The 22336-nt window shown below is 63.3% G+C and carries 22 protein-coding genes and 1 pseudogene; 10 read left to right on the plus strand and 13 right to left on the minus strand.

Annotated features, from left to right (window positions below):
- Positions 1-32: 32 nt before the first annotated feature.
- Positions 33-500: an Lrp/AsnC family transcriptional regulator gene (locus tag ASG92_RS25955; RefSeq protein WP_056635630.1), complete on the plus strand. Its 468-nt coding sequence runs from the start codon at positions 33-35 to the stop codon at positions 498-500.
- A 95-nt stretch (positions 501-595) separates the two neighbouring features.
- On the opposite strand, the gene ASG92_RS25960 is transcribed toward ASG92_RS25955, so the two are convergent.
- Positions 596-2008, minus strand: a complete 1413-nt coding sequence (locus tag ASG92_RS25960) for an aldehyde dehydrogenase family protein (protein ID WP_056635633.1) — start codon at positions 2006-2008, stop codon at positions 596-598.
- The gene (locus tag ASG92_RS25965) at positions 2001-3053 is read right to left on the minus strand and encodes a homoserine dehydrogenase (protein WP_056635636.1); all 1053 of its coding nucleotides are present in this window, start codon (positions 3051-3053) and stop codon (positions 2001-2003) included. The genes ASG92_RS25960 and ASG92_RS25965 overlap by 8 nt, the downstream gene beginning before the upstream one ends.
- A 297-nt stretch (positions 3054-3350) precedes the next feature.
- Between ASG92_RS25965 and ASG92_RS25970 the strand changes: the two genes are divergently transcribed.
- Entirely contained in the window at positions 3351-4790 is a 1440-nt protein-coding gene (locus ASG92_RS25970; RefSeq protein ID WP_056635639.1) for an amino acid permease, read from the plus strand.
- Positions 4791-4915: 125 nt separating this feature from the next.
- Entirely contained in the window at positions 4916-5716 is an 801-nt protein-coding gene (locus ASG92_RS25975) for an IclR family transcriptional regulator C-terminal domain-containing protein (protein ID WP_056635642.1), read from the plus strand.
- On the opposite strand, the gene ASG92_RS25980 is transcribed toward ASG92_RS25975, so the two are convergent.
- The 3 genes from ASG92_RS25980 to ASG92_RS25990 are packed head-to-tail and all read right to left on the minus strand — an operon-like array spanning position 5713 to position 7720.
- Positions 5713-6489 (minus strand): IclR family transcriptional regulator, encoded by a 777-nt coding sequence (locus tag ASG92_RS25980; protein ID WP_056635645.1) that lies wholly within the window; start codon positions 6487-6489, stop codon positions 5713-5715. The two genes, ASG92_RS25975 and ASG92_RS25980, sit on opposite strands and share 4 nt — an antisense overlap.
- Before the next feature lie 32 nt (positions 6490-6521).
- A complete protein-coding gene (locus tag ASG92_RS25985; protein ID WP_056635648.1) occupies positions 6522-7274 on the minus strand; it encodes a cyclase family protein in 753 nt (250 codons plus the stop codon).
- Complete coding sequence (locus ASG92_RS25990; RefSeq protein WP_056635778.1) at positions 7271-7720, minus strand: hypothetical protein; 450 nt, start codon at positions 7718-7720, stop codon at positions 7271-7273. The genes ASG92_RS25985 and ASG92_RS25990 overlap by 4 nt, the downstream gene beginning before the upstream one ends.
- A gap of 164 nt (positions 7721-7884) precedes the next feature.
- On the opposite strand from ASG92_RS25990, the gene mmuM reads away from it, so the two are divergent.
- Complete coding sequence (gene mmuM, locus ASG92_RS25995) at positions 7885-8853, plus strand: homocysteine S-methyltransferase (protein ID WP_056635650.1); 969 nt, start codon at positions 7885-7887, stop codon at positions 8851-8853.
- On the opposite strand, the gene ASG92_RS28820 is transcribed toward mmuM, so the two are convergent.
- The 3 genes from ASG92_RS28820 to ASG92_RS26005 form a co-directional block, all read right to left on the minus strand.
- Entirely contained in the window at positions 8837-9007 is a 171-nt protein-coding gene (locus ASG92_RS28820) for a hypothetical protein (RefSeq protein WP_157372497.1), read from the minus strand. The genes mmuM and ASG92_RS28820 overlap by 17 nt on opposite strands.
- A gap of 86 nt (positions 9008-9093) precedes the next feature.
- On the minus strand, positions 9094-9477 hold the full coding sequence (locus ASG92_RS26000) for a DUF1801 domain-containing protein (RefSeq protein ID WP_240987316.1): 384 nt from the start codon (positions 9475-9477) through the stop codon (positions 9094-9096).
- A 76-nt stretch (positions 9478-9553) separates the two neighbouring features.
- Positions 9554-10492: a LysR family transcriptional regulator gene (locus ASG92_RS26005; RefSeq protein WP_056635781.1), complete on the minus strand. Its 939-nt coding sequence runs from the start codon at positions 10490-10492 to the stop codon at positions 9554-9556.
- Positions 10493-10733: 241 nt separating this feature from the next.
- Between ASG92_RS26005 and ASG92_RS26010 the strand changes: the two genes are divergently transcribed.
- Both ASG92_RS26010 and ASG92_RS26015 read left to right on the plus strand, forming a co-directional pair.
- A complete protein-coding gene (locus ASG92_RS26010; protein ID WP_056635654.1) occupies positions 10734-11852 on the plus strand; it encodes a PrpF domain-containing protein in 1119 nt (372 codons plus the stop codon).
- A gap of 12 nt (positions 11853-11864) precedes the next feature.
- Positions 11865-13310: an SLC13 family permease gene (locus tag ASG92_RS26015; protein ID WP_056635657.1), complete on the plus strand. Its 1446-nt coding sequence runs from the start codon at positions 11865-11867 to the stop codon at positions 13308-13310.
- Between the two features lie 316 nt (positions 13311-13626).
- Here ASG92_RS26015 and ASG92_RS26020 read toward each other — a convergent pair whose 3' ends face one another.
- The 4 genes from ASG92_RS26020 to ASG92_RS26035 all read right to left on the minus strand — a co-directional run bounded on the left by ASG92_RS26020 (position 13627) and on the right by ASG92_RS26035 (position 16295).
- Positions 13627-14211: an FCD domain-containing protein gene (locus ASG92_RS26020; protein ID WP_240987317.1), complete on the minus strand. Its 585-nt coding sequence runs from the start codon at positions 14209-14211 to the stop codon at positions 13627-13629.
- A 289-nt stretch (positions 14212-14500) separates the two neighbouring features.
- Complete coding sequence (locus ASG92_RS26025) at positions 14501-15139, minus strand: hypothetical protein (protein WP_056635659.1); 639 nt, start codon at positions 15137-15139, stop codon at positions 14501-14503.
- Positions 15136-15501 carry a hypothetical protein gene (locus ASG92_RS30190; protein ID WP_056635663.1) on the minus strand — a complete coding sequence of 122 codons (366 nt, stop codon included), beginning with the start codon at positions 15499-15501 and terminating at the stop codon, positions 15136-15138. The genes ASG92_RS26025 and ASG92_RS30190 overlap by 4 nt, the downstream gene beginning before the upstream one ends.
- Before the next feature lie 104 nt (positions 15502-15605).
- Complete coding sequence (locus ASG92_RS26035; protein ID WP_056635666.1) at positions 15606-16295, minus strand: DUF998 domain-containing protein; 690 nt, start codon at positions 16293-16295, stop codon at positions 15606-15608.
- 311 nt (positions 16296-16606) lie between these two features.
- Between ASG92_RS26035 and ASG92_RS26040 the strand changes: the two genes are divergently transcribed.
- The 3 genes and pseudogenes from ASG92_RS26040 to ASG92_RS26045 all read left to right on the plus strand — a co-directional run bounded on the left by ASG92_RS26040 (position 16607) and on the right by ASG92_RS26045 (position 18881).
- A complete protein-coding gene (locus ASG92_RS26040) occupies positions 16607-17155 on the plus strand; it encodes a hypothetical protein (protein ID WP_056635669.1) in 549 nt (182 codons plus the stop codon).
- Positions 17156-17325: 170 nt separating this feature from the next.
- Positions 17326-17451, plus strand: a pseudogene (locus tag ASG92_RS30195) (hypothetical protein); the annotation flags it as partial.
- 263 nt (positions 17452-17714) lie between these two features.
- Positions 17715-18881 carry a class I SAM-dependent methyltransferase gene (locus tag ASG92_RS26045; RefSeq protein WP_240987319.1) on the plus strand — a complete coding sequence of 389 codons (1167 nt, stop codon included), beginning with the start codon at positions 17715-17717 and terminating at the stop codon, positions 18879-18881.
- On the opposite strand, the gene ASG92_RS26050 is transcribed toward ASG92_RS26045, so the two are convergent.
- On the minus strand, positions 18878-19192 hold the full coding sequence (locus tag ASG92_RS26050; RefSeq protein WP_056635674.1) for a hypothetical protein: 315 nt from the start codon (positions 19190-19192) through the stop codon (positions 18878-18880). The genes ASG92_RS26045 and ASG92_RS26050 overlap by 4 nt on opposite strands.
- 198 nt (positions 19193-19390) lie before the next feature.
- Here ASG92_RS26050 and ASG92_RS26055 point away from each other — a divergent pair, with 198 nt between their 5' ends.
- Positions 19391-22246, plus strand: a complete 2856-nt coding sequence (locus ASG92_RS26055; protein ID WP_082579751.1) for an AAA family ATPase — start codon at positions 19391-19393, stop codon at positions 22244-22246.
- Positions 22247-22336: the final 90 nt, after the last annotated feature.

Genomic DNA, 22336 nt, shown 5'->3' on the forward strand with positions numbered 1-22336 from the left:
TGCCGGGGAAAATTTTGGTGTGAAGGGTAGGCATGGATCGAGTGAGTCTTGATCAGATAGACCAGAGGATTCTTGCGGAGCTAACGAAGAACGCTCGGATGAGCCACGCGGAGCTGGCGACCAAAGTCCTGCTGTCGAGGAATGCCGTGCGCCAACGGATCGAACGGATGGAACGGCAAGGGTATATCCAGGGGTACACGATCGTTGCCGGCCCACCGGGGCAGGGGCCGGTGTCCGCCTTCCTGATGGTTTACAGGAAGGACCGGGTGCGGGGGTCGGACGTCATCACCGTACTGCGGTCGATTCCGGAAGTGGTCTTGTGTGATGTTGTGAGCGGTGACTTTGATCTGCTGGTGAGGGTCGAGGCCCGGTCGCTGGAGAGGGTTCAGGAGATCTGGGAACAGATTGCGGCCATTCCCGGCGTCACGGACACGGTGACGGCCATGACGCTGTCCAGTTACATCAGGCGGGGCCCCGGAGGTGCCCGCGCCACCGAGTGAAGCGATCAGACTCCGGACAGGTCCGCACTTCCGGCGGGCAGCACAGCGAGGAACTGGAGGGGGCGCACGGCGCCGCCGCGCCCCCTCCGGTTCAATCAGTTCCTGATGCAGATGACCTTTGGCTGGGTCATCTCCTCATACGCGAAATGGACGCCCTCCCTGCCCATGCTTCCGTACTTGGCCCCGCCGAACGGCATGCCGTCGAAGCGGTAATCAGAGGAGTCGTTGATCATGACGCCGCCTGCTTCGAGCTGTTGGGCTGCGTCCATGGCCCTAGCCAGGGAGTCGGTGAAGATGCCCGCATGAAGACTGAACTCGATGGCGTTGGCGACTTCGATGGCCTCTTCGAACGTGCTGAACTGGTGGAACATGACCACGGGCCCGAAAACCTCCTGCTTCCACAGCCGGCTGTCCGTCGGGACCGCTTCCAGGACGGTCGGGTGAAGCACATTGCCGTCCGTGACATTGCCTGAAAGAAGGACAGCGCCGGCGCCGAGGGCCTCGTCCAGCTTGGTTTGGAGCTCATGCAGCGCAGCCGGGCTGATCATGGGCCCGACGTCCGTCCGTTCATCTGAAGGATCTCCAACAACCAGCTTGTCCGCCGCCTCCAGGAAGCGCCGGCGGAACGCGCCGTAGACCGGGGCTGCTATGAGAATCCGCTGCACCCCCACGCAGTTCTGGCCGGCGGCCCAAAATGCTCCGGAGACGCAGGATTCCACCGCCTTTTCGATGTCGGCATCGTCCAGGACGATCACGGGTGCGTTTCCGCCGAGATCCATGGACAGCTTCTTCAAGCCCGCCGTGCGGGCGATGCTTTCACCCGTGGAGAACCCCCCGGTGAAGGACACCATTCGTACGTCCCTGGACCTGATGATTGTTCCGGCCAATTCCCGGCCGCCGTGGACAATTGTGAGGGCCTCCGGCGGGAGCCCCGAGCTCACGAGGGCGTCCACGAGCAGCTGGGCTGACAGCGGCGTCAGCGCAGAGGGTTTGAGAATCACGGCGTTTCCGCCGGCGATTGCCGGGCCGACCTTGTGCACCACCAGGTTCAGGGGGTCGTTGAACGGGGTGATCGCGGCAACGATGCCCAGTGGTTCGCGTGAGTACCACCCGGTGCGGTCCTCTGAGCCTTCATAGGAGTCGAAGGGGATGACTTCGCCTGCGTTCCGGCGCGCCTCGGCAGCGGACAGGCGGAGCGTGTTGACCGCCCGCAGCACTTCCTTTCGTGCCTGGCGGATCGTCTTCCCGGCCTCGGACACAATCGTAAGCGCGAACTCCTCGCTGCGCTGCTCGATCTCGGTTGCGGCGCCCTCCAGGATCTTCCCGCGTGCGCCGCGGGACAGGGCCCGGGCCTTCCGGGCGCCGACGCGCGCCGTTTCAATCACGGCTTCGCCGGCGGTGGCTTCGGTCAGCGAAACCGCACCGACCACCCTGCCGTCGTAGGGGCTCGTCACGTCATGGAACTGTGGCAGCGCGCTTTCTGCCGAACACACTGTGGATTCAGGCATTTGCGGATACCTCCGTCCTGGCTGCGTGCATGGCGATGATGTCAGAGAGCAGCGCGTAGGCGGTCTCCACGCGCCCGGCTCCTGGTCCGGAGATGGTTACTGCGCCCAGAAGATCGGTCTCGAAGGACACAGCATTGGTCGCCCCGGAAACCCCGGCCAGCCCATGATCAAGGGGGAGCGCCACAGGGGAAACGCCTGCAGTCACGGACCCGTCCGGATTCCGCCCTGCCGCGCCGATGAGCTTCCAGCGGCGCCCCTCGCGGGCTGCCTTCCGAATATCTTCCGGCGTCACGGTGGAAATCCCCTGCCGATGAACGTCCTTGAGCTCTATGCTGGCGTCCAGCAGTTCGTTGGCGAGGATGAGGACCTTGAGCTGAACGTCGTAGCCCTCGATGTCGGCTGCTGGGTTTGCTTCAGCGTAGCCGAGTTCCTGTGCCTCCCTGATGGCCGCGTGGAAGTCCAGGCCGGCGTCCATGCGCCCGAGAACATAGTTGCTGGTGCCGTTGAGAATGCCTTCAAATCCGTTCAGTTTCAGCCCCGCGAACATCTTCTTGGCCAGGCGGATGACGGGAGTGCCGCTCATGACGGCGCCCTCGAACTCGAATTGCACGCCGTTCTGCTCGGCGAGGGAGCTCAGTTCGGCGCCGCGGAGGGCAACCGGGCCTTTATTTGTGGTGCAGACGCCTTTGCCGGATTCGAGTGCCCAGCGCACATGTGAAACTGCCGGCTCGCCGTCTTCGGGATTAGTGAAGGTGGCCTCGCAGATAATGTCCGCTGTGCAGTTGCGGATCACGGATTCGTTGTTGGTGTCGGCAGATCCGCCGTGGGCTGCAAAGGTTTCATTTTCGCCACCCAGTTTGAGGGCAACGGAGAGGTCCACGCCTTCGGGCTGGACCAGGGATCCGAGACGCAGGTCGGTGATGGCCACGATCCGCAGGCCGAAGCCCAGTTCGGAACGAAGTCTCTCACCACGCATCGCGATCAGTTCGGCCAGCGTCCTGTTGACGCCGCCGAAGCCGATCAGCGCAATGTCGTAGGTGGTCATGGTGCTCCTTCAGTCAGTTACATCGGTCCTCCAATGCTGACCGCATTCCATGTCTGTCAGCGCATGTGATTGTGACCGAAAAGCAGGGCGAACTGACCATCCGCCTGTCGATTCGTCATTCACGCCGGAACGCAACTTACGTTCAACATAGACATGTGTGGATGTTTTTAATGACCAAAATGGCCGTTTCGTGTTACTTTCATCACTGTCGCTACTGCGCAGCTCGAGTCGGCGTGACCCACGCCAGGCCACGTGCGCATCCTTCGCATCACACCTGCCACTCACCTGGGAGAAATCATGGAACCGTCATTACCTGTCCAGCTAGAACCGCAGCCAACCATTCCGCCGTCGACCGATTCGGGGCTCCGGCGGTCCATGGGGGCACGGCATCTGGTCATGATCGCCATGGGCGGGGTGATCGGCTCCGGGCTTTTCCTAAGCTCGGGGTACACCATTTCCCAGGCCGGGCCGCTTGGGGCGGTCATCGCGTATCTCATTGGCGCCTTTGTTGTGTACCTGGTGATGGCCTGCCTCGGTGAACTTGCCATCGCTTATCCGGTCTCAGGGGCCTTCCATATCTACGCGGCGAGGTCGATCGGGCCGGCCACCGGGTTCACCACCGCCTGGCTCTACTGGCTCTGCTGGGCGGTGGCCATCGGATCGGAGTTCACGGCTTCCGGTCTCCTGATGCAGCGCTGGTTCCCGGGTGTTGACGTCTGGGTCTGGTGCCTTATCTTCGCCTCGGTCCTCTTCGGCTTCAATGCGGTTTCTTCGAAATTCTTCGGCGAATCTGAGTTCTGGTTTGCCATCGTCAAGGTCGGCGCCATCGTGGTTCTCATCGTTTTCGGCGGCGCGGCGCTGTTCGGCTTCCACCCGCTCAGCGAGGCGGCCAACCATCCCAGCATGTTTGAAAACTTCAACACTTCCGGCGGTCTCTTCCCCAACGGCTTCACGGGTGTCCTGGTCACTGCGCTTGCGGTGTTCTACGCCTTCTCGGGTTCAGAGCTCATCGGTGTGGCGGCGGGCGAAACCGCTGACCCGGCCACCAGTATCCCCAAAGCGATGCGCAGCACCGTCATCCGTCTGCTGATCTTCTTCGTCGGGGCAATCGCTGTCATTGCCGCCACCATCCCCTTCGAGCAGGTTGGGCTGGATGAAAGCCCGTTCGTGACGGTCTTCTCATCCATCGGCATTCCTTATGCCGCCGACTTCATGAACTTCGTCATCATCACCGCGCTCCTTTCAGCCGGTAACAGCGGCCTCTTCTCCTGCGCACGGATGCTTTACTCCCTTGCCGACGAGGGGCACGCGCCCCGGGCGCTGAAGAAGCTGACCCGGCGCGGTATTCCCATGACTGCACTCTCCGTCAGCATGCTCGGTGGCCTGGCATCCCTCATAAGCAGCGTCGTTGCACCTGAAACGGTATATCTGGCTCTCGTATCGGTGGCGGGTTTTGCCGTCGTCGGGGTCTGGATGTCCATCACCGCCTCGCATTTCTTCCACAGGAGATCCTTCGTCAAGAACGGCGGTGATGTCGCTGCGCTTCCCTACAAGGCCCCGCTGTTCCCGCTGGTGCCGATCCTGGCCTTCTCGCTCTGTGTCATCTCGCTCATCGGCATCGCCTATGACCCGAACCAGGTGGCAGCGCTCTATTTCGGATTCACTTTCGTTGGCGCCTGCTATGCCTTCTTTTACTTCAAGTACGGACGCAAGGCGCGCGCAAACCAGCCCTCCTGACGCCGTCACAAACTATCGTCCACGTAGCTTGGTGGCGGGAGGCTTTCGTCCCCCGCCACCAAGCTCGGCGTTCTGTGGGGACATGTGAGAATAGGCGTAGTTATCAGGCGGAAGGAGCACGGAGCATGGATTCTTCCTCGGAAGCGTCATCCATGGCCCAAGGCCTTCGGATAGTTCGGCTGGTCGCAGACCGGGAGAAGTGGGGAAGGCGGCTACTCGGCGTTTCTCAGATCGCATCCGAGCTGGAGATGGACCAAAGCCGTGTCTCCCGATTGACTCAGGAATTGTGCGAGCTGGGACTGCTGGAACGGGTCGAACGCGGGCCATTCCGGACCGGTCCACGTTTTTTTAGCCTGGCTGCCGCTTTGAATACAGGCTGGGTCCGCGAATCAAGAACCGAACTTGAGGCTTTGGTGGCCTCGTTCGGCCTTAGATCCAGACTTTCCGTCCGGGAGGGCTTCCGCGTCATTCTCCTGCGGACCTCCAGCAATGACGCGGTTCCCGGCGGCTTCGTGAAACCCGGCATGGTGACACCCGTGTGGTGCACAGGGTCCGGCCGGGCCCTGCTGTGGGACGAGGAGCAGCCAGCCGTTGAGGCCCTCCTTGCGGACGTCAACTTCATTGGCGTGGGCGGTCCGGGGGCGGCCCATTCGCCGCAGGAAGTCGTCAAATTGATGGACCGGGACCGGGCGCGGGGCTTCATTGTCGCGGAGGAAGAGTTCGAGCATGGAGTCTACGAACTGGCGGTTCCGGTCCGCCCTGCCGACGGTTCCGTTCTTGCAGCGCTCAGCGTCCTGGGCAGCCAGGCCGAGATCATGTCCGGCGCAGATGACATTGCAAAGGCCCTGTGGGAAGCAGCCCAACGGCTGGGCTCCTGCCAGGGCGGCACGCGGAACAGCGCTGGCCGGAAGGGTCTTGCCAGCTAAGGCACATTCTTCGGCGGGACCTGACCCAGCATGGACTCAAGCCACCTTCCCCAGGACACGAGAGCCGTGGCGCATGCCTCCAACCTCGGCTGCAGGCGGGTCTTGGCGCCTACGACCTGCAGCGCTGCCACCACGTCGCCCTTGAAGTCCCGAATCGGAACGGCCAGGGAATACAGCCCCGGCTCGGCTTCCTCGTCGACGATGGAGTATCCCCGCGCCCGGGCCGCGCGTAGTCGTGACAGGAAGTCCTCCGCGTCAAGGGGCGTATTGGGGCCATGGCGCACGAAAGCGACACCGGAGAAAAGGGTCCGGACCTCGTCGTCGGACGCTTCCCACAGCAGCGCCTGGCCGGCATCGCTGCAGTAGGCCGGATAGGGCCGGCCCAGCCATGAACCGATCATGTTGCTACTTGCCGGAACATGCTCACCGATGGTGACGGTGCTGTCTCCGCTCAGAATTCCAAGGAAGCATCCTTCATCAGTTTCACGGGCCAAGCCTGCCAGCGCGGTGGCGCCGTCGGTCTGCAACCGTTGTTCGGACAACAGTTGCGCGTCCGTCAGGAGCGACCAGTCCACGGTGTAGGTCCGGTGGTCTTTGCGGACCAGAAACCGCTCCTGCTGGGCCGTCCGCAGGCTGCGCGCTACTTGGCTGCGGTCCTTGCCTAGGTCGGTTGCTATATCAGCGACCGTTCCGCCAGGCAGGCCTTCTGCGTTGCGGGAGCCCACCGCTAGGACAGCCATAATTCCCCGGCCCATGCTGGATGTCTTAGACATGGGTCCGATTCTAGTCACTGGAGGAACGCCTCCTAATGGATGGCGAAGACCCGGGCAGGAAAACCGCTGCCCCGCAGTGGCTTGGGCCAGGTGGCAATGAGGGCAGCGCCCGCTTCTGGAAGTCCGTCCAGGTTCGCCATCAGCTCGATCTGCCACCGGTTCTGCGCCAGGACATAGGTCTCCAGTGTGAAATCCTGGCTGGATGTGGCCAGTCCCGGGTCTGTGTCCGTCTGTTCATGACCGACGGCGGTAACCGACCGCTCCTCAATCAGGAAGGAGAGGACTTCCTGCGACCAGCCCGGTGTGTGGCTGACACCGTGATCGTCCCTGTTTGCCATGGCGGTAGCGTCAGGCCAACGGTCACTCCAGCCTGTCCGCAATGCCACAAAGGCCCCGGGTGGGATGGCACCATTGCGGTGTTCCCAGGCCTGGACGTCCTCCATCCGGGGAGTGGCGTCCGCATTAGCGATGACGCGCTCGGTGATGTCCAAGACGACCAGCGGAAGTAGCATCTCCTCCACGGGAATCTGGTCCAGGGTCCTTCCCCCTGAGATGAAATGCGAGGGAGGATCAACGTGTGTTCCCCATTGTCCGATGATCGAGTAGCGGTGAGCGGTGAAGCCGTCACCTTTCTCCAGATCGAAGACGGGCTCCCTGATTTCGTCGGGGAATGCCGGGAAGTGTGGCTGGCCAGGGCGGAAGGCGTGCGTCAGGTCAGTGAAAGATCTGCCGGCAATCAGCGTCCGCAGGCCGTCCCAAAGGGCGGTTGTGGTGACTTGAGTCATGACGTGGCCTGGCTTTCAACCAATGCAGGAAAGGCAGTGTTGGAAACGCGGATTGGCCCTGTCAGCTCAATGACGGGTACCTCCCAAGGGTGGATATCCACGATGTGCTGCAGCAAGCGTTCCACGACACGCTCGTCGAGCGCAGCATCGAAATACGTCGTCAAGACTAGGGTCGGCGAAATTGTCTGCTGACCAACCTGCCCCAACGTAGGATTGGCGCCTTCAGCGCAAGTGAACCCCTCAAAACCCAAACCGGATTCGAAGACATGCCGGTAGTTGCCAAAGTCCCCGAGGTCAGGGGATTCCGCGACAGCGTCGAGCAGGGCCGCAATGCCCGCCTCGTCTTTGAATGCTTCCGCGTCGCCGCTGGCGAGCCGCGAGAAGGTTTCCGAAGCCACGGGCCAATGCACACGCAGCTTGCGTACTGGTTTCATTTCAATCTTCAAGGGAAGTCTCCTGATCGGTTCGTAACGTGTTTGCATGCCATCGTGGCACGGTGTGATGATCATTACAAGCATTGAAAGATGCTTATTATGAACATAGCCACCAGGCATCGGACGTGCACCGTGCCCGACAGCCATGGACGAACGAACCGCTTGGAGCCCAAACAATGCCCAGTAACACCAAGCTCTCCCGCATGCTGGATGCCCGAGCGAACATGACCGTGGACGGCGCACTTGCCACCGAGCTGGAAGCGCACGGCTGCGATCTGGACGACCCCCTATGGTCGGCCAAAGTCCTCCTGGAACAGCCGCAGCTCGTCAAGCGCGTGCACCGCGATTACTTCCGCGCCGGAGCCGCGGTCGCGATCACGGCGAGCTATCAGGCAACACCCCAGGGATTTGCGCGGCGCGGCTTTGACGAAGAAGAGGCCCTGGAGCTGGTGGCACTGAGCGTACGCCTGGCCGACGAGGCTCGCAGCGAGCACCTGGCCGAAAACCCGGGTGCAGGCCCCCTGCTGATTGCCGGATCGGTCGGTCCGTACGGCGCATACCTGGCCGATGGGTCGGAATACCGGGGAGACTACTTCCTCAGCCGAAACGAGTTCATGGAGTTCCACCGGCCTCGAATTGCCGCGCTTGTGGACGCCGGAGCGGACATTCTTGCCTGTGAGACGCTGCCGTCCTTGCCGGAGGCCGAGGCCCTGACGGCACTCATGAAAGAGTTCGACGTCGAAGGCTGGCTCTCCTTTACGCTGCGGGACGGAGGGCACATCAGCGACGGCACACCGCTGGCTCAGGTGGCAAAGCTCGCCCGGACGCAGTCGTCCGTCGTTGCCATTGGCGTGAATTGTGTGCCGCTGGAGCTGGTTTCCCGAGCCCTGGGCGCCCTGGGTAAAGCCACGGACACGCCCCTGATCGCGTATCCAAATTCCGGCGAAATCTACGACGCGGTCACCAAAAAGTGGCGGCCGGCCTCGTCCGGGGACACATCTGGGGGAGCCGGTAACAAGCAGCCCGCAAGCCTGGCCGAAGGAGCCGCCGTCTGGCGTGAACTTGGTGCCCGGCTCCTCGGCGGGTGCTGCCGGACGACCCCCGAGGACATTGCCGCCGTGGCCAGGCTTACGGGAAATCCCTGACGGCTGGCTGCCTCAGCAGGCCGGCACGCCCGCATCGCTGGCCGATCATCACCACCGGCAGCCAGGCGGCCGCCGCCACCAGCAGGGTGCCCGTATTCGATTGCCGGGGCCGCGGGCCAACCTTTGCCGCCGTCGTCGCCGACCTGCTGCTCACCCGGGTTCCTGAAACCTGCGCGTGGTACTGCCGTAACTGGGCAGGAACAACGGAAGGGACGATCAACGTCTCTGGCAGTAGTGCAGCTACTGGCTTCCTTTGATCATCCGCCAGCCACCGGCACGGTTGTGGGCGATGATCGTCCTGAACATTTCGCCGAGTGCTCGCTCGTTCACGGCCTCTCCCTCTCGGAAGGCGACGGTCCGGGCTGTTTTGTTGTTATGTCCTGCAGTGATGATCTGTTCCGGATCCGGGACGATTCCGCCGTCGTACAGGAAGACGTTGACGTGGTCCTTGCCGCGAGCAGGGCGCAGATGTCGCCATTCAGGACGACGTATGGCTGGAGGTTCGCTTGATTGTTTCCTCGACGGCGGGATCGGCAGCGTGCACCAGGTCCCGTACCTGCCGGCGGATTGTTTGCTGCCACGCGGAGAGAGCGTCATGTACTCCGGCTGAACCAGCTGCTGCACGCAGCCTGAACCCCGGCGTTGCTACGACAAGTTGACTTTGCTGGGCACCCCACCGCAGAAAGTACCCGCTCCGTTGCTACAGGTAGTCTCCGGCTCGTTCGCGGGCGATCTCCAGCAGGGTGGAGTGGAATGCGACTTCAGCCGGGGCATAGACCTTGTCTTGTCGTTGGGCCAGCAATACGCGCCGCAAGGGTGCGCCGGGGCCGAGGCTGATGACCCTGACGTCGGGGTGTTGGAGGGCGACGGCGGTTTTCGGCACCATGGCCACGCCCATACCGACGCTCACCATGGCTTGCGCTTCCTGGTAGTCGTTGGCCAGGAAGCCAATCGTTGGTTCGAAGCCGGCCTCGTGGGCGGAGCGCTGCAGCACTTCCACCACAGGGTGGGCCTCGGCCCGCACTATCCACGATTCCTTGCGGAGCTCTTCCATCCGGATCTCATCGCGGCCGGCAAGCGGGTGCCCGCGGGATACCAAGAGGACGGTGCTTTCCTGGAAGACTTCCGTTATGCGGATTGAATCGTCTTGAAAGCGGTTCCAAGGGTAGTCCCACAGCAGGCACAGGCCGGTAACTCCAGACTGCAGGTCTGACACGAGGTCATCGAAGCGTGCGCTTCGCACGGAGAGGCCAATGGCCGGGTACCTCTTTTTGAAGGCCCGGATAACAACCGGCAGGAATGACCCAGCGAGAGTCGGAAATGTTCCGATGGTCAGGGAGCCGCGTTTGAGTCCGGCGATTTGGTCCAGGTCGGACTGCGCTGCGCGCATTTGCCCGACGATCTTGCGGGCATGACCGGCGAGCACCTGTCCTGCCTCGGTGGGCACCACTCCGCGGGAGCGGCGGTTGAGGAGAGGCTGTCCAACTTCCTGCTCGAGCTTGCGCAACTGCTGGGAGACTGCTGAGGGCGTGTACATCATCAGCTCGGCAGCGGCGGTGATCGATCCTTGCTCAACGACCTCGACCAGCAACGCCAACCGGCGAATATCGAATAAATCCTGGCTATCATCCTTAAGCAATAGTTCACCCTTCTGTGCAACATGTTCATTCGGTGCAGACACCGCTTCCCTCCCGGGAAGCCGCTGGTCTTTCCGGGCGCCCGGAGCCAGATTTTTGATGGCCCACCCCTTCAGGATAGCTGAGTTAAGCGTTTCTACATCCTGCATCACAAATCCGACATTGTCTTCATTTGTGATCTGCCTCAATCTCGAATCAAGCCCTCGAACATCCTTGGGCAGCAGAGAAGCTAAGGAACAGACCATGAAGATCGAAGCGGAATGGATGCGCGGAGGCACCAGCAAATGCTGGGTCTTTGAAAGCGGACAGTTCGGTGAGACTGAAACCAGCCCGGACGTGCTGCTTCCCCGGCTGTTCGGCAGTCCCGACCACAGGCAGATCGACGGTGTTGGCGGGGCGACTTCAACTACCAGCAAAGCGATGATCCTTCAACGTCCCGTTGGCGACGATGTCGACGTTGAGTTCACCTTCGCCCAGGTGGGGATTGAAGAGGCCGCAGTGGATTGGGGAAGCAATTGCGGCAATTGCTCGGCTGTGGTTGGCCTGTACGCCATCGAGAAGGGCTGGGTGGTGCCCACCGGTGATGTCACCCGGATCATTACCCGCAACACCAACACCGGCCAGATCATCATCCAGCGGGTGTCCACCCCGTCCGGTGCCCTGCCAATCGTCCCGCAGGCACAGATGCCCGGTGTCCCGTTTCCCGGATACCGGGTGGGGCTCGGCTTCCAGGACCCTGCTGGCAAAACCACCGGCAAGTTGCTTCCCACCGGGTCAGCCTCAGACTGGATCACCGCCAGCGGAACCCGCTGGACCGTCTCCATGGTCGATGCCGGAGCGCCGGTAGTGATTTTCCGTGCCGAGGACCTTGGCCTTGACCCGGAGCGCTACGACAGCTGGCTCGCCGGGGTGGAGCTGCAACTGGAAACCCTGGAACTCATCCGGCGTCAGGCCGCAGTGCGTATGGGGCTGGCAGCGACCACGAGCGAAGCGGCCCGCGCCGTCCCCAAGGTGGCCATCGTGGCTCCGCCGGCCCAGTCCGATCCGGACAGCGACTTCAGCGTCATGATGCTCTCGATGGGCAAGCCCCACCCGGCTTTGGCCATCACCGGCAGCATCGCACTGACCCTCGGCGCCCGCACCCCGGGCACCCTACTCGACGACATCACCGGCGACACCCTTCAACCCACCCTGCGGCTGCGCACACCGGCCGGGGTCATCGAAACCTGGAGCGAGGAACGGGACGGATCGCTGCTCGTCGGCGTCGACCGAACAGCCCGCACCCTCGCGACCACCGTCATCCACCTCCCCGAGGCCCTCGGCAGCGCCGTAGACGCCTCCCTTGCCAGCGCCACTCAATGAGGAGACAGCATCATGACTAAGACCGCAGAACAAACTGCACCCCTCGAAAGCGACACAAGCGCGGCCCGCTCCCAGCGCCCCAACCGTCGCCGCCGTATCCTGCTGATGACGGTAGCCGCCGCCACTATCCTGGGTCTGGTCGCCCTCCTGTTCGGGGGTGTCCTCTTGAACCCCGCGGACGCCTCGGGATCGGAGCCGACCATGACCGCCACCCAGATCATCCCGCTCGTCATCCTCGTCGTGATGTTCGTCGTCGCCACGAAATGGCCGCTGAACATCGGCGTCATGGGGCTGGTGGCATCCTTTGGCGTCGGCTACTTCATGCTCGGAATGAGCGACAAGGAAATCCTTGAGGAGTTCCCGGCCAGCATCGTCCTGACGATCATCGGCGTCACCTACTTCTTCAGCATGGCCCAAAGGAACGGGACCATCGACATCATCGTCCAGACCTGCGTGCGCCTGGTCAGGGGCAAGACAGTGCTCCTCCCGTGGGTGTTCTTCCTCATGGCTGCCGCGCTGACCGCCCTGGGCACCTTCTCCCCGGCCGCCGTCGCACTGCTGGCACCGGCAGCCCTCGGACTTGCCTACGAGTCACGCATCCACCCGGTCCTCATGGGCGCCTTCGTCATCAACGGGGCCCACGCCGGCGGCTTCTCCCCGCTGTCCGTTGCGGGCGTGCTGGTGCACGACATCGCACTGAAAAACGGATTCCCCATCTCCCAAGGGGCGCTTTTCACGGCCAGCTTCGCCCTCAATCTCATCCTCTCAGCCCTGACCATCGTGCTGTTCGCCCTTTTGGGCAAGCTGCGCGACAACCACGCCAACGAGTACGCCGGCCTCGACGCAACCCGCGTCGGACGTCCCCACGGCCAGCAGATCTTCACGCTGGCGTTGATCGCTGTGATTCTCGTGTGCACCCTGGGCTTCCACATGCCCATCGGATTCGTCGCCCTCTCGGCCGGCCTCCTCCTGGCATTCGTCAACATCAAGGAACACAAAACGTTCATCGGCGGCGTTTCCTGGTCCACGGTCCTGCTGGTGGCAGGCATGATCACCTATGTCTCCCTACTCCAGCACGTCGGCGTCATCGACACCCTCGCTGAGCAAGCCCTCGCCCTGGGTGCGCCCCTGCTGATCGCCCTAGTGCTCTGCTACGTCATCGGCGTCGGCTCAGCCTTCGCCTCCTCCACCGCATTGCTGACCGCATTCATCCCCCTCGCAGGCCCCCTCCTGGCGTCCAGCTCGCTGAGCGCCTCCGGAACAGTCGCTGCACTCGCCATCGCCGCCACCGTCGTGGACGTCTCCCCCTTCTCCACCGACGGTGCCCTCGTTGTAGCCAACGCCCGCGACGACGACCGCCAACGCGTCTATAAGCAGCTGATGATGTACGCCGGAGCGGTCGTCCTCGCAGCCCCCGCACTGGCTTGGGCCCTGCTCGTACCCACCGGCATCATGTGACGCGTGCAACCGGCGCTCACCGCGAACTCATGCGGTCGACTGCTTCAGGTAACGACATCAGTCGATGATGCGACTAAGGACCGCCGGATCCATGTCCGGCACGCGCACGGGACAACCCTGCACTCCACCGCAACAGGAAACCCGATAGTCGGGCGCAGGTATTCCCGTACGCACTAAGGCAGGGCGGCTTTCACAGCCGCCCTGCCTTTTGTCCTTGCATCAATTCGGGACCCACAGCCACCGGTGATCGATTTGGCGTTTTGGGGAGGCGGCAGTTCCGCGACCGCCACCGGCCAAAAGGTCAAAACTTGGAGGCTTAGGCTCCGCCCTCCGCCAGCCCCATAAACATCGTCCGGTGCAGCACATCCACGTGCTTGCGGGCGATCTCCACGGCTTCCTCAACGCGACCGGCACGCAGGGCCGCCACCAGTGCCACATGGTCGCAGTTCGATTTATGCAGCAGCTCAATGGGGTAGGGGATGAAGTAGACATAGAGCTCCGCCAACGCCTCGTGATAAACCTCGACGGCGGTGCCCAGCCCTGACGCCGTGCCCACCAGCTGGTGGAACTGCTCATCCGCCTGGTGGTAGTCGGACCAGTCCGAGGACTCGGCCATGTCGCGGGTCAGCCGGTCCAGCTCGTCCAACGGCTCAGCCGTGGCGTTGACCGCCGCATAGTGCGTCACCGCACATTCGAACAGCAGCCTCCGGTCCACCAGCCGGTTCACGGCCTGGGACTCGGCCGGTGAAGCCGAGAACTCGGCCAGCACGCTCTGCGGAGGCTCATCCGCCACGAAAGTCCCGCCGGCCCGGCCCCGGCGACGGACCACCACACCCTGCTCAGCGAGGCTCGCCAGCGCACGGCGGGCGGTGATCGGGCTGACCGGGAGTCCCAGGGCCATGTCCTCCTGGTCAGGGAGACGTCGCCCGGTTTCAGCAGCCCAGCGAAATTTGCCATGCCAATCCGCAGGCGGACGGCATCAATGGCGCTGCGGACGTCCAGCCTCTTATTGTGCATCTAGACCAGGATTAACCGGGCGCGAGCAATTTCAAAGCGAGTAGAGGAATGCTGAACACACGTACTCGACTTGCTTGTTTCGCACAATCGGCAGCCCGCGACCACAACGGAAGCACGATCAAAAGACTGATCAGAGCGATGCGCCGCGGGCCGCGGTAGGAGTTCTGGACTCCTTAGTCGGATGATGCCGGGGCGCTCTTAATACCGAAGTGCCACAGTGCAGCGTCCAGGTCCTCAGTGCGCCACCCTCGTGAGTCAGCAGCAGCGCGGACCACGGCCGACACATTGGCGTAAGACGTGTCCTCGATACCGGCGGCCTCGGCCACCCTCCGTATCCGCACATCAGTAGTCACCTGCGATGAGAGTCCACTGAGAACGTCGATGTAATCCAACGTCTTGGGGCTTACATGGCGTACACCTGCGAGGGCATCGCGAAAAACCGGCCTTTCAGCTGGGTCAGTGAGTCTGGCCCGGAGTTCCTCGACAGTCTCGATGCCCTGATCCTCAAACACACGTGTTATGTCGTCTATCTGGGCAAGACGGCCCGGCGACGGCCAATCGATGACTTCCGAGAGGCTTCCCGTCGCTAGACGTTTCCGGAACCCACTCGTAGTTTGGGCATCTGGCCATGCGGCAACCAGAGCGTCAACGCGCGGCTTCACGGTCGCCTCGTAATTCTGCCGTCGCTGCAAGGAGGCATCGACAATGATCGCTCCGACGGAAGCCCAACCACGGCTGACCTCAGTCGAGGCGTCGATGCCGTGGGAGTCAACGAAGGCAAGGAGTTTGGCGGTGTCGCCATCGATAGTCATACGTGAATACTTGCACGTAACCGAGGCGGTCGAGGAGCGCCGCTATCATCCAGTACGACGGCGGCACCCGCTTGGGCGGCGAGTTCACGTCGGCTTGCGGTCGCTTTGCGCAGATCGGATGCTGCCGTGGTTGCGCCGCTCTCAAGGGGAGTGCGCCAGATCACGACGGCGGTCCACGCCGCCGTCGCCAGCATGCCGGAGTAGAGTGCGGCGTGCCACGGGGTGAAGAACGTCTCCAGGCTGGGCAGGTTCAGGTGCGCCCAGCCGTCCAGGAAGACGGCCAGCACCAGCCACAGGCCCAGGAGTTCGGTGACCAAGTCGCGGCGTCCGTCGGTCCTGGTATTGCGCGCAGTTTCGAGCATCGTTGGCCACTTCCACGGAGCTGTTCAGTGAGGGGGTGGTACTGCTGCGGCCTGCCGCTCACAAGGGAAGAACCTTCACGGGCGGAGACAGGCAATGAGTGCGCTTATGGCGCCTGAAGCTGTGATGTTCTGTCAGCCGCAGGCCGCTTCCACAGGGAAACTGCGAGGACCGCTACCCAGAGCAGGAATGCGCCGATGCTGATTCTTTCGCTGATGTCCAACACGAGGTTAGGTCCCGGGGCCGCCATGAACGCCACCATGCCCATGACCGCGGAAACAACAAGCGAGACGATCGAATACACCCGCATCCGGCCGTGGAACCCTGCAGCCACGAAACACATTGCTGCGACCATGAGGGCGAGCTGGATGTTGGTGGCGAGGATATGCATGGGAACGGAAGCCTCGTCGCCCAGTGTCAGGGGGTAGAGGGCGCCCATGATGTTCCACAGTCCGTAGGCGGTAAGCAGGCCGGCCCCTATGCGCAGGGCGCGGTTGCCTCGTACGGAGTTCCAGACGCCCACCCCGAAGGCGGTGAACAGCACGGTGTAGACCCATGTGAAGGGGAGCAGGACGTCCCGGCCGGGGGAGCCGACGGCGAAGAGCTCGCTCACCATCTGTTCGGTGCGCCGGTACCCGTCCCACCTGGAGGCCGCCACGACGTCGGTGGCAATCACGTAGAGCAGCGAAGACAGCGCTCCTGAAGCGAGAAGGGCCTTGCGAGTCACGTCACTGCGCTGGCTTCCCTGCGTCGCGGCCCATCCGCGCTGCGGTGGCTGGCGCTTGTCGACTGACATGTCCGGATGTCCTCAGAGCCCGCGGTCTGGCAAGGCTCGGTGCAGGGGCCCGCGGGCGTCCGCCCCAGCGCCTATCTGTTTTAAGCTTTGGGCCCGTTGCCGCAGGTTGATAGGGCCGAACGGCCTTGCCCTGCCGCCACGCGGAGGTTCGGCTGGACGGGCTGGGCCGGCGCGGCGTGGGACTGATGGCACCCGACGCATGCCCGGCGTGACTGGGATAGGCTCCCTTGGGACCTTGAACAGGCATTGCTTGGGACCGGAACAAGCATCAACTGCAAAGGGTGGGGAATTCATTGGATCTACTGGGCGGCATGAGCCGCGACGAACTCCGCCTCTTTTCTTGGGTTGCCGCCGCCGTCTTCGCGCTTGTGGCCGGCGTCTGGCGTCCGCACCGGCTTCATTGGACTGCCCTTGGTTCCGTCCTGCTCTTCGCAGCCCTCAACGCGGGTGCCGGCATCTACGTCCTGAACCATTTCAGTGACTCGCGCTGGTCGGCCGGGGGAGAACCGCCGCTGAGCGTTCCGTCGTTTTCCGGGGCGCCTGTCGTGGGGCAATTTCTGGAGCCCCTGGACTCCGCTCTGAACGGAGTGGTCGGCGGGGTGAACGAGTTCCTGGCATTCAAGCAGGCACTTCCCATCGCCCTGGACTTCCTTGCCGTGTCCGGCTGGGCCCTGCTGCTCTCGTTCCCGCTTGCCATTCTCGCCGCGGTCATCAGTTCTGCCATGGCGAGGCGCCGATCGGCGGACTTCGAAAAATACCGTGCCACCGTTGACCTGCTCAAAGATGAGCTTGAGCAGGTCAAGCGGCAGATCTCTGCAGGGCATTCCGTCGACAGAAATCCCTGCACGGAGTGCCCCTGAACAAGCACGCAACTGAGCGGTTGACGACCTAAAGCGTGTGGTCCCGCAGCGCGGCCATGGTGGACGCGTTCCGGGACAAGATCAGCCACCTGCCGGCGAAGGTGGTGGCCGCTCGCGATATCCGGGGCGAGCTGGGGCAGGTTGCGGCCGGCTAGGTCCCCGGCCGCCGGGACGAAGGGGACATCACCCTGTTCAACTCCGTGGGGATCGGCATGCAGGACCTGGCGATCGGGCGGCTGCTGTACGACGCAGCGGTTGAGCAAGGGGTTGGGGTGCGGGTGGGCATGGCCGGGTGAGTAAAGCCAGCCTTCAAAGGCACGCACGAGCCGAGCGGCAGGCGGGTCGGGCGGCGGGTGGCGATCACGGCACACCTGTATCCTGACAATGCAGGTTGAATGGTTCCAGCGGCCATCAACCAAGCTCGGTTCGCGGCCGGATGACGGTCCGGACTCTTGGGCGTAGCCATCCACGTTGTCGAATAACCGCCGCAATCGTCAGTCGCCGATCGGCCCCCGCACTCTTGGATTGGATCTAAATCACTACCGACACGCCAGCTCCCGTGGGAATCCCGATACCGGTCCCCAATCCCTCGCGCACAGCTGCGGTGGATGAGCCCGCCGTCGTGACCTGGGTCGAGGCCGGTGTCAGCATGACCGCGCGATGGCGTTCGGCGAACGGCAGACCGGCGCCGACGCGTGTCGAAGTGGTCTCCGACTCCCTCACGGCCGATGAAGCGAACCGGATGGCGTCACAGGGGATCGCGATGCTCTGGCACGGTGACTTCCACAACGCACGGCAGATCCTCAACGCCATGGACCGGCGGATGGCCGCCGGAAAGAAAGAGATCGCAGCAACTCCGGCCGATAAGTTCTATCGGCACCGCCAGTCCCGCTCGCACCGTGCACGCGTTCTCGGCCTGCTGCTGATTCCTCTTGATCCGGGCCCGGTGGTGCCGCTGCGCCGCGCACCGGACATCCGGCAGGCCGCCGCTGAAGCGTACGGTGATATCGGCGAATCTTCCATTGTGTCCCTGCATGAGCTTGTCGGGGCCATTGGCGCCCACGAGTGGCGACGTAATGGCGTCTACGTCGATGCCCTGCAGGGCCGCATCCACCCGCACTATGGCACGTTCTTCCCCACCCGGAGTGAGTATGTGGATCTCGTGGCCGCCGCTGCGCTGCCCTCTGACACGCTGGCGTTCGACGTCGGAACCGGCACCGGGGTGCTCGCTGCCGTCCTCGCGCGCCGTGGCGTCCACCGCGTGGTGGCGACGGACAATGAACCGCGTGCAATCGCCTGCGCCGCCGAGAACTTCCGGAACCTCGGTGTCCAGGACCGTGCTGAGGCCGTCCTGACCGACATGTTCCCGCCCGGGCGGGCACCCCTCATCGTGTGCAACCCGCCCTGGATTCCGGCCACGCCGCATTCCACCCTGGACAACGCCGTCTACGACCCCGGGAGCAGGATGCTCTTCCGCTTCCTGAACGGACTCTCCGACCATCTGGAGCCCGGCGGTGAGGCCTGGCTTGTCCTCTCCGACCTGGCCGAGCACCTTGGCCTGCGGACGCGTGACGACCTGCTGACCGCCATCACGGTGGCCGGGCTGAAGGTGGTAGAACGGCTGGACACCAAGCCAACGCATCCGAAGGCATCGGACCGCGACGATCCTCTGTTCGAGGCGCGCACGGCCGAGGTCACGTCACTGTGGCGGCTTGTCCGCCGCTAGCCGGCCACCGCCGCCTTCGCGGCCTGCGAGGCCGCCATCCACTCGCTCAGCCACGGGGCCCGGACGCTCGACGTGATCCGGCAGTCGGCCACGAAGGTTCCTTTGGCGCCGGCATCGAGCCAGTCCTTGAGCGCGAAAAGGTCCGCCAGTGCGCGGATGATCGCCGACCTGGCACCGAGCGCGCGGGCGATCCCGCTAAAATCCACTTCGGGGATCAGCATCGGCTTTTCGGTCAGGCCCTGGGAGCCGTACTGGTGGATTTCGGCTCCGTAGGCGGCATCGTTGTGCCCGATGGATGGGCAGCACCGCATCCACGGTCACCGCAACCGATGTGTACGGCCGACGTTTACGCAGACCTGACGTTTTAGGTCGCCGGATAGAGACTCCACGCAGTCCTACTGCACGGCAGACGCGGGAAGCCCTGGCATGAGGAATGTGCCAGGGCTTTTCCGTGTCCTGAAGTTCAGATTGGCCTACAGAAATGTTTTGGTGCGTGGCATTCTGGTTGCGTGGGAGGCCATAAGCGACTTCCGTTTGTAGGTCGGGCGTCGGAACGCACTGTCCTTCGCCGTGCCCTCCTCTCTTGCCTGGCGGGGAGCGGCGCCCTCGTTCTGGTGGAGGGCGAGGCGGGCATCGGCAAGACACGGCTTTGCGAGGAAATTCTGGCCGAGGAGCTGAGTCAAGGTGTCCTGGTTAGCTCGGCAACTTGCCGGCCAGCCACTCGAGCAATTCCTTACGCGGCTCTCTCAGCGCTGCTGCGGTCGGCAATCGACAAGATGAGTCCGGCAAAGAAGTCCGGCGCATCGTTGGGACTGCAGGCTCTTGAAGGCGTGCTGCATCTGAAAGACGGCCCGCCCGTTGAACAGCTGCCGCCGGAAGCGATGCTCGCCGACGCCGTTAGCGAGTTCTTCCGGCGCTTGTCGGACCACCAGCCCGTGGTGGTGTTTCTTGACTCGGCCGAGTTGCTGGATGAGCCGAGCGCCCGTGTCCTGGCTGTGTTGGCGGACCGGTCGCCCGGGCGGAAGATGTTTGTCCTGCTCTGCGGGCGCGATTTGCGGACAGCTGCCCCTGACGTCAAGCGACTCCGGGCGCAGCTCCTGCTATCTGATGCCGAGCACGTGCGCATGCCACGGCTTGACGATGCTGAGGTCATGAAGCTGATAACCCGTGCTGTCCATGGCCCGTCCGACGCCGGGAGAGCCCGCTTGGTTAAGGCCGCCCAGGGCCTGCCGCTCTACCTGGCAGGAGAGTTGGCGGGCCCTGCGTCCTTTGGTTCGGATGTTCCACCCACGGTCCAGGTACTCGTGGAGGAGATCAACGCACAGCTCGACTCCGAGGAACAAGAGTTGGTCCAGATGCTCGCTCTTTCCCCAGGTAGGGGCATCGCACCAGAAGCCCTGACAGAAGCCCTTTTTGATGGAGGCAAAAAGCTGGACGAGATCACGCGGCTCGCTGCTGGCATCCCGCTGATCAAATTGGAAAGTGGACCCCCAGAACGATGGGTCCTCCGGCATCCCGCCTACGCGCAGGTTCTGTCGGAAATCATTGCAGAGACGGAACGCCAACGCATGCGGCGCAAGCTGACCGCAGCACTCCGGAACCATGGTCGAGACCCTGTCGTCTTGGCGGAGCAGTGCCTTGCCCTGCGCAACGAGATCGACGGCGATGAGCTGGCTGGTGTGCTCGCCGCGGCAGCTGAGTGCCATGACGCCAGCTATGAAGACATCGTTCAATTCCTCACAGAGCTTTTGGCCCTGCCGGTCCTGCACAATGATCAAAGGTCTCGGCAATTGCGGTACGAACAGCTGGCAGCGGCACAGCAGCAGCTGGGTGATCTCGAGGGGGCGGATGCAAGCCTGAGCCGAGCACTGGAGCAGGAAGCGGTGGTGCGAACACCCGGAGGTGATCTCGCCTCTGCCCGCGTCCAGATCGGTCTCACGTCGTGGGAGACAGGAAAATATGCTCCTGTGTCCGGACAACTTCCGGACCCGTCCGGAATTGACCTCCCGTTGTTCCATGACCCCTCCTACAGGGCGGTGATGAAGCTGCTCTGGTGCAGCCGACACGGGACCGCTGATCAGACGCGCAGTGCCGCTGCGGAGGCGACCTCATGCTCGCAGTTCGGCAAAAAAGGCCAGGCTGCCGCCATGATGGGCCGATCGGTTGAGGCGGCACTCGACGGAGCGTATCGACAAGCGGCCTTCCATGCCCGTGATGCCCGTGCTGCAGCCCGAGCCTCCAATCAAGTAGACCTTCGCATCCTTGCCTCGCTTCTGATCTTCCGGTTCGCTCCTCTCACGGGAGGGGTGGGACTCGCCACTGAAGCCGCGGAAGAAATGCTCGCGGAATCGGAAGCCATGGGCCTCCCAACACCGCAATATGCTACCCACATCTGGCTGAGCATTCTCAGACACCTGCAAGGGAATCTCACTGCGGCGGAACAGCACCGGCAGTTGGCCTCTCTCTCGGCCGCCGCCTCCGCTTCAGCCCGCACTCAGGCCAAGACGGCCCTGCTCGCGGCGCTACTTCAGGCGGAGCGCGGTGAGTTCGCTCGGGCTGGTGCCTCTTTGGCTGCGGCCCAGCGGTCGTATGCCAAAGGCATCGAGGATGACGCGCAGCTTTATTCCTTAGCCCTCTACGCAAAGGCGGTCGTCTCGGTCCAGCTCGGTGACGGGAAGCCCCACATCCTGCCCGATACCCTCCAACTCTGGGGAACCTACCCGCAAACTATCGCCATGCTGCCCTTCCTGTCGGGACTTGCGGCACTGAGGCAAGGAGACATGCGCCTCGCTGCCAGCCGTATCGATGAACTGAAGGGTCACCAGGTCGAGTCTCCGGCGCTGGCGGCCCTCGGATTCCGACTGCAGGGGCTGGTGGCGCTGCAACGGGGCGATGTGCAGGTAGCCGGGGAGTCGCTGCGGGTGGCAGCGGACAGCCTCGATCAGTTCGGTCTGCGCCTCTACGCAGCCCAAACCCGCCTGGAGTGGGCGGAGACTCTCCCGGACGCGCAACTTGCCGGCGACACAGTAGGGCGGCTGCTGGAGTATTTCGGATCCCAGCAGGTGGGCTGGTGGCTGCAGCGGACCCGCCGGCTTGCTCGGCGGCACAGGATCCCTGAAACCAGGGTCAGGCGGGATGGGGCCATCCTTACCCAGCGTCAGGCAGATGTTGTCAGACTGGCCGTCGAAGGGCTGTCAAATGCGGAAATTGCCTCCCGGCTGTTCCTGAGCGAAAGGACGGTGGAAACGCATCTCCACGCCGCCTACAGCCGATTGAACATCGCCAGCCGGATAGGGCTGACGGCATGGGCTATGGAAAACCTTCCCAATCTCAGTACTGGTACCGATACCGAACCGGGACCGTAAGGCCGAGCATGGTGAACATGAAAACCGTCGCAACACTTCATGATCTATACCCTGCCGATCCCGCACTCTGGGGGCGAAAGGCAGCAACGC

The sequence above is a fragment of the Arthrobacter sp. Soil736 genome, assembly GCF_001428005.1.
In the GTDB taxonomy this organism is placed as follows: domain Bacteria; phylum Actinomycetota; class Actinomycetes; order Actinomycetales; family Micrococcaceae; genus Arthrobacter.

Excerpts from the sequence above, each read along its gene's own strand:
- ASG92_RS25975 (WP_056635642.1), top strand. The coding sequence starts at position 4,916 with ATGGATTCTTCCTCGGAAGCGTCATCCATGGCCCAAGGCCTTCGGATA.
- ASG92_RS25965 (WP_056635636.1), bottom strand. The coding sequence starts at position 3,053 with ATGACCACCTACGACATTGCGCTGATCGGCTTCGGCGGCGTCAACAGG.
- ASG92_RS30190 (WP_056635663.1), bottom strand. The coding sequence starts at position 15,501 with ATGCTCGAAACTGCGCGCAATACCAGGACCGACGGACGCCGCGACTTG.
- ASG92_RS25960 (WP_056635633.1), bottom strand. The coding sequence starts at position 2,008 with ATGCCTGAATCCACAGTGTGTTCGGCAGAAAGCGCGCTGCCACAGTTC.
- ASG92_RS26050 (WP_056635674.1), bottom strand. The coding sequence starts at position 19,192 with ATGCGGTGCTGCCCATCCATCGGGCACAACGATGCCGCCTACGGAGCC.
- ASG92_RS26040 (WP_056635669.1), top strand. The coding sequence starts at position 16,607 with ATGAGCCGCGACGAACTCCGCCTCTTTTCTTGGGTTGCCGCCGCCGTC.
- mmuM (WP_056635650.1), top strand. The coding sequence starts at position 7,885 with ATGCCCAGTAACACCAAGCTCTCCCGCATGCTGGATGCCCGAGCGAAC.
- ASG92_RS26035 (WP_056635666.1), bottom strand. The coding sequence starts at position 16,295 with ATGTCAGTCGACAAGCGCCAGCCACCGCAGCGCGGATGGGCCGCGACG.
- ASG92_RS25955 (WP_056635630.1), top strand. The coding sequence starts at position 33 with ATGGATCGAGTGAGTCTTGATCAGATAGACCAGAGGATTCTTGCGGAG.
- ASG92_RS25985 (WP_056635648.1), bottom strand. The coding sequence starts at position 7,274 with ATGACTCAAGTCACCACAACCGCCCTTTGGGACGGCCTGCGGACGCTG.
- ASG92_RS26015 (WP_056635657.1), top strand. The coding sequence starts at position 11,865 with ATGACTAAGACCGCAGAACAAACTGCACCCCTCGAAAGCGACACAAGC.
- ASG92_RS26020 (WP_240987317.1), bottom strand. The coding sequence starts at position 14,211 with ATGGCCCTGGGACTCCCGGTCAGCCCGATCACCGCCCGCCGTGCGCTG.
- ASG92_RS25980 (WP_056635645.1), bottom strand. The coding sequence starts at position 6,489 with ATGTCTAAGACATCCAGCATGGGCCGGGGAATTATGGCTGTCCTAGCG.
- ASG92_RS26025 (WP_056635659.1), bottom strand. The coding sequence starts at position 15,139 with ATGACTATCGATGGCGACACCGCCAAACTCCTTGCCTTCGTTGACTCC.
- ASG92_RS26010 (WP_056635654.1), top strand. The coding sequence starts at position 10,734 with ATGAAGATCGAAGCGGAATGGATGCGCGGAGGCACCAGCAAATGCTGG.
- ASG92_RS25970 (WP_056635639.1), top strand. The coding sequence starts at position 3,351 with ATGGAACCGTCATTACCTGTCCAGCTAGAACCGCAGCCAACCATTCCG.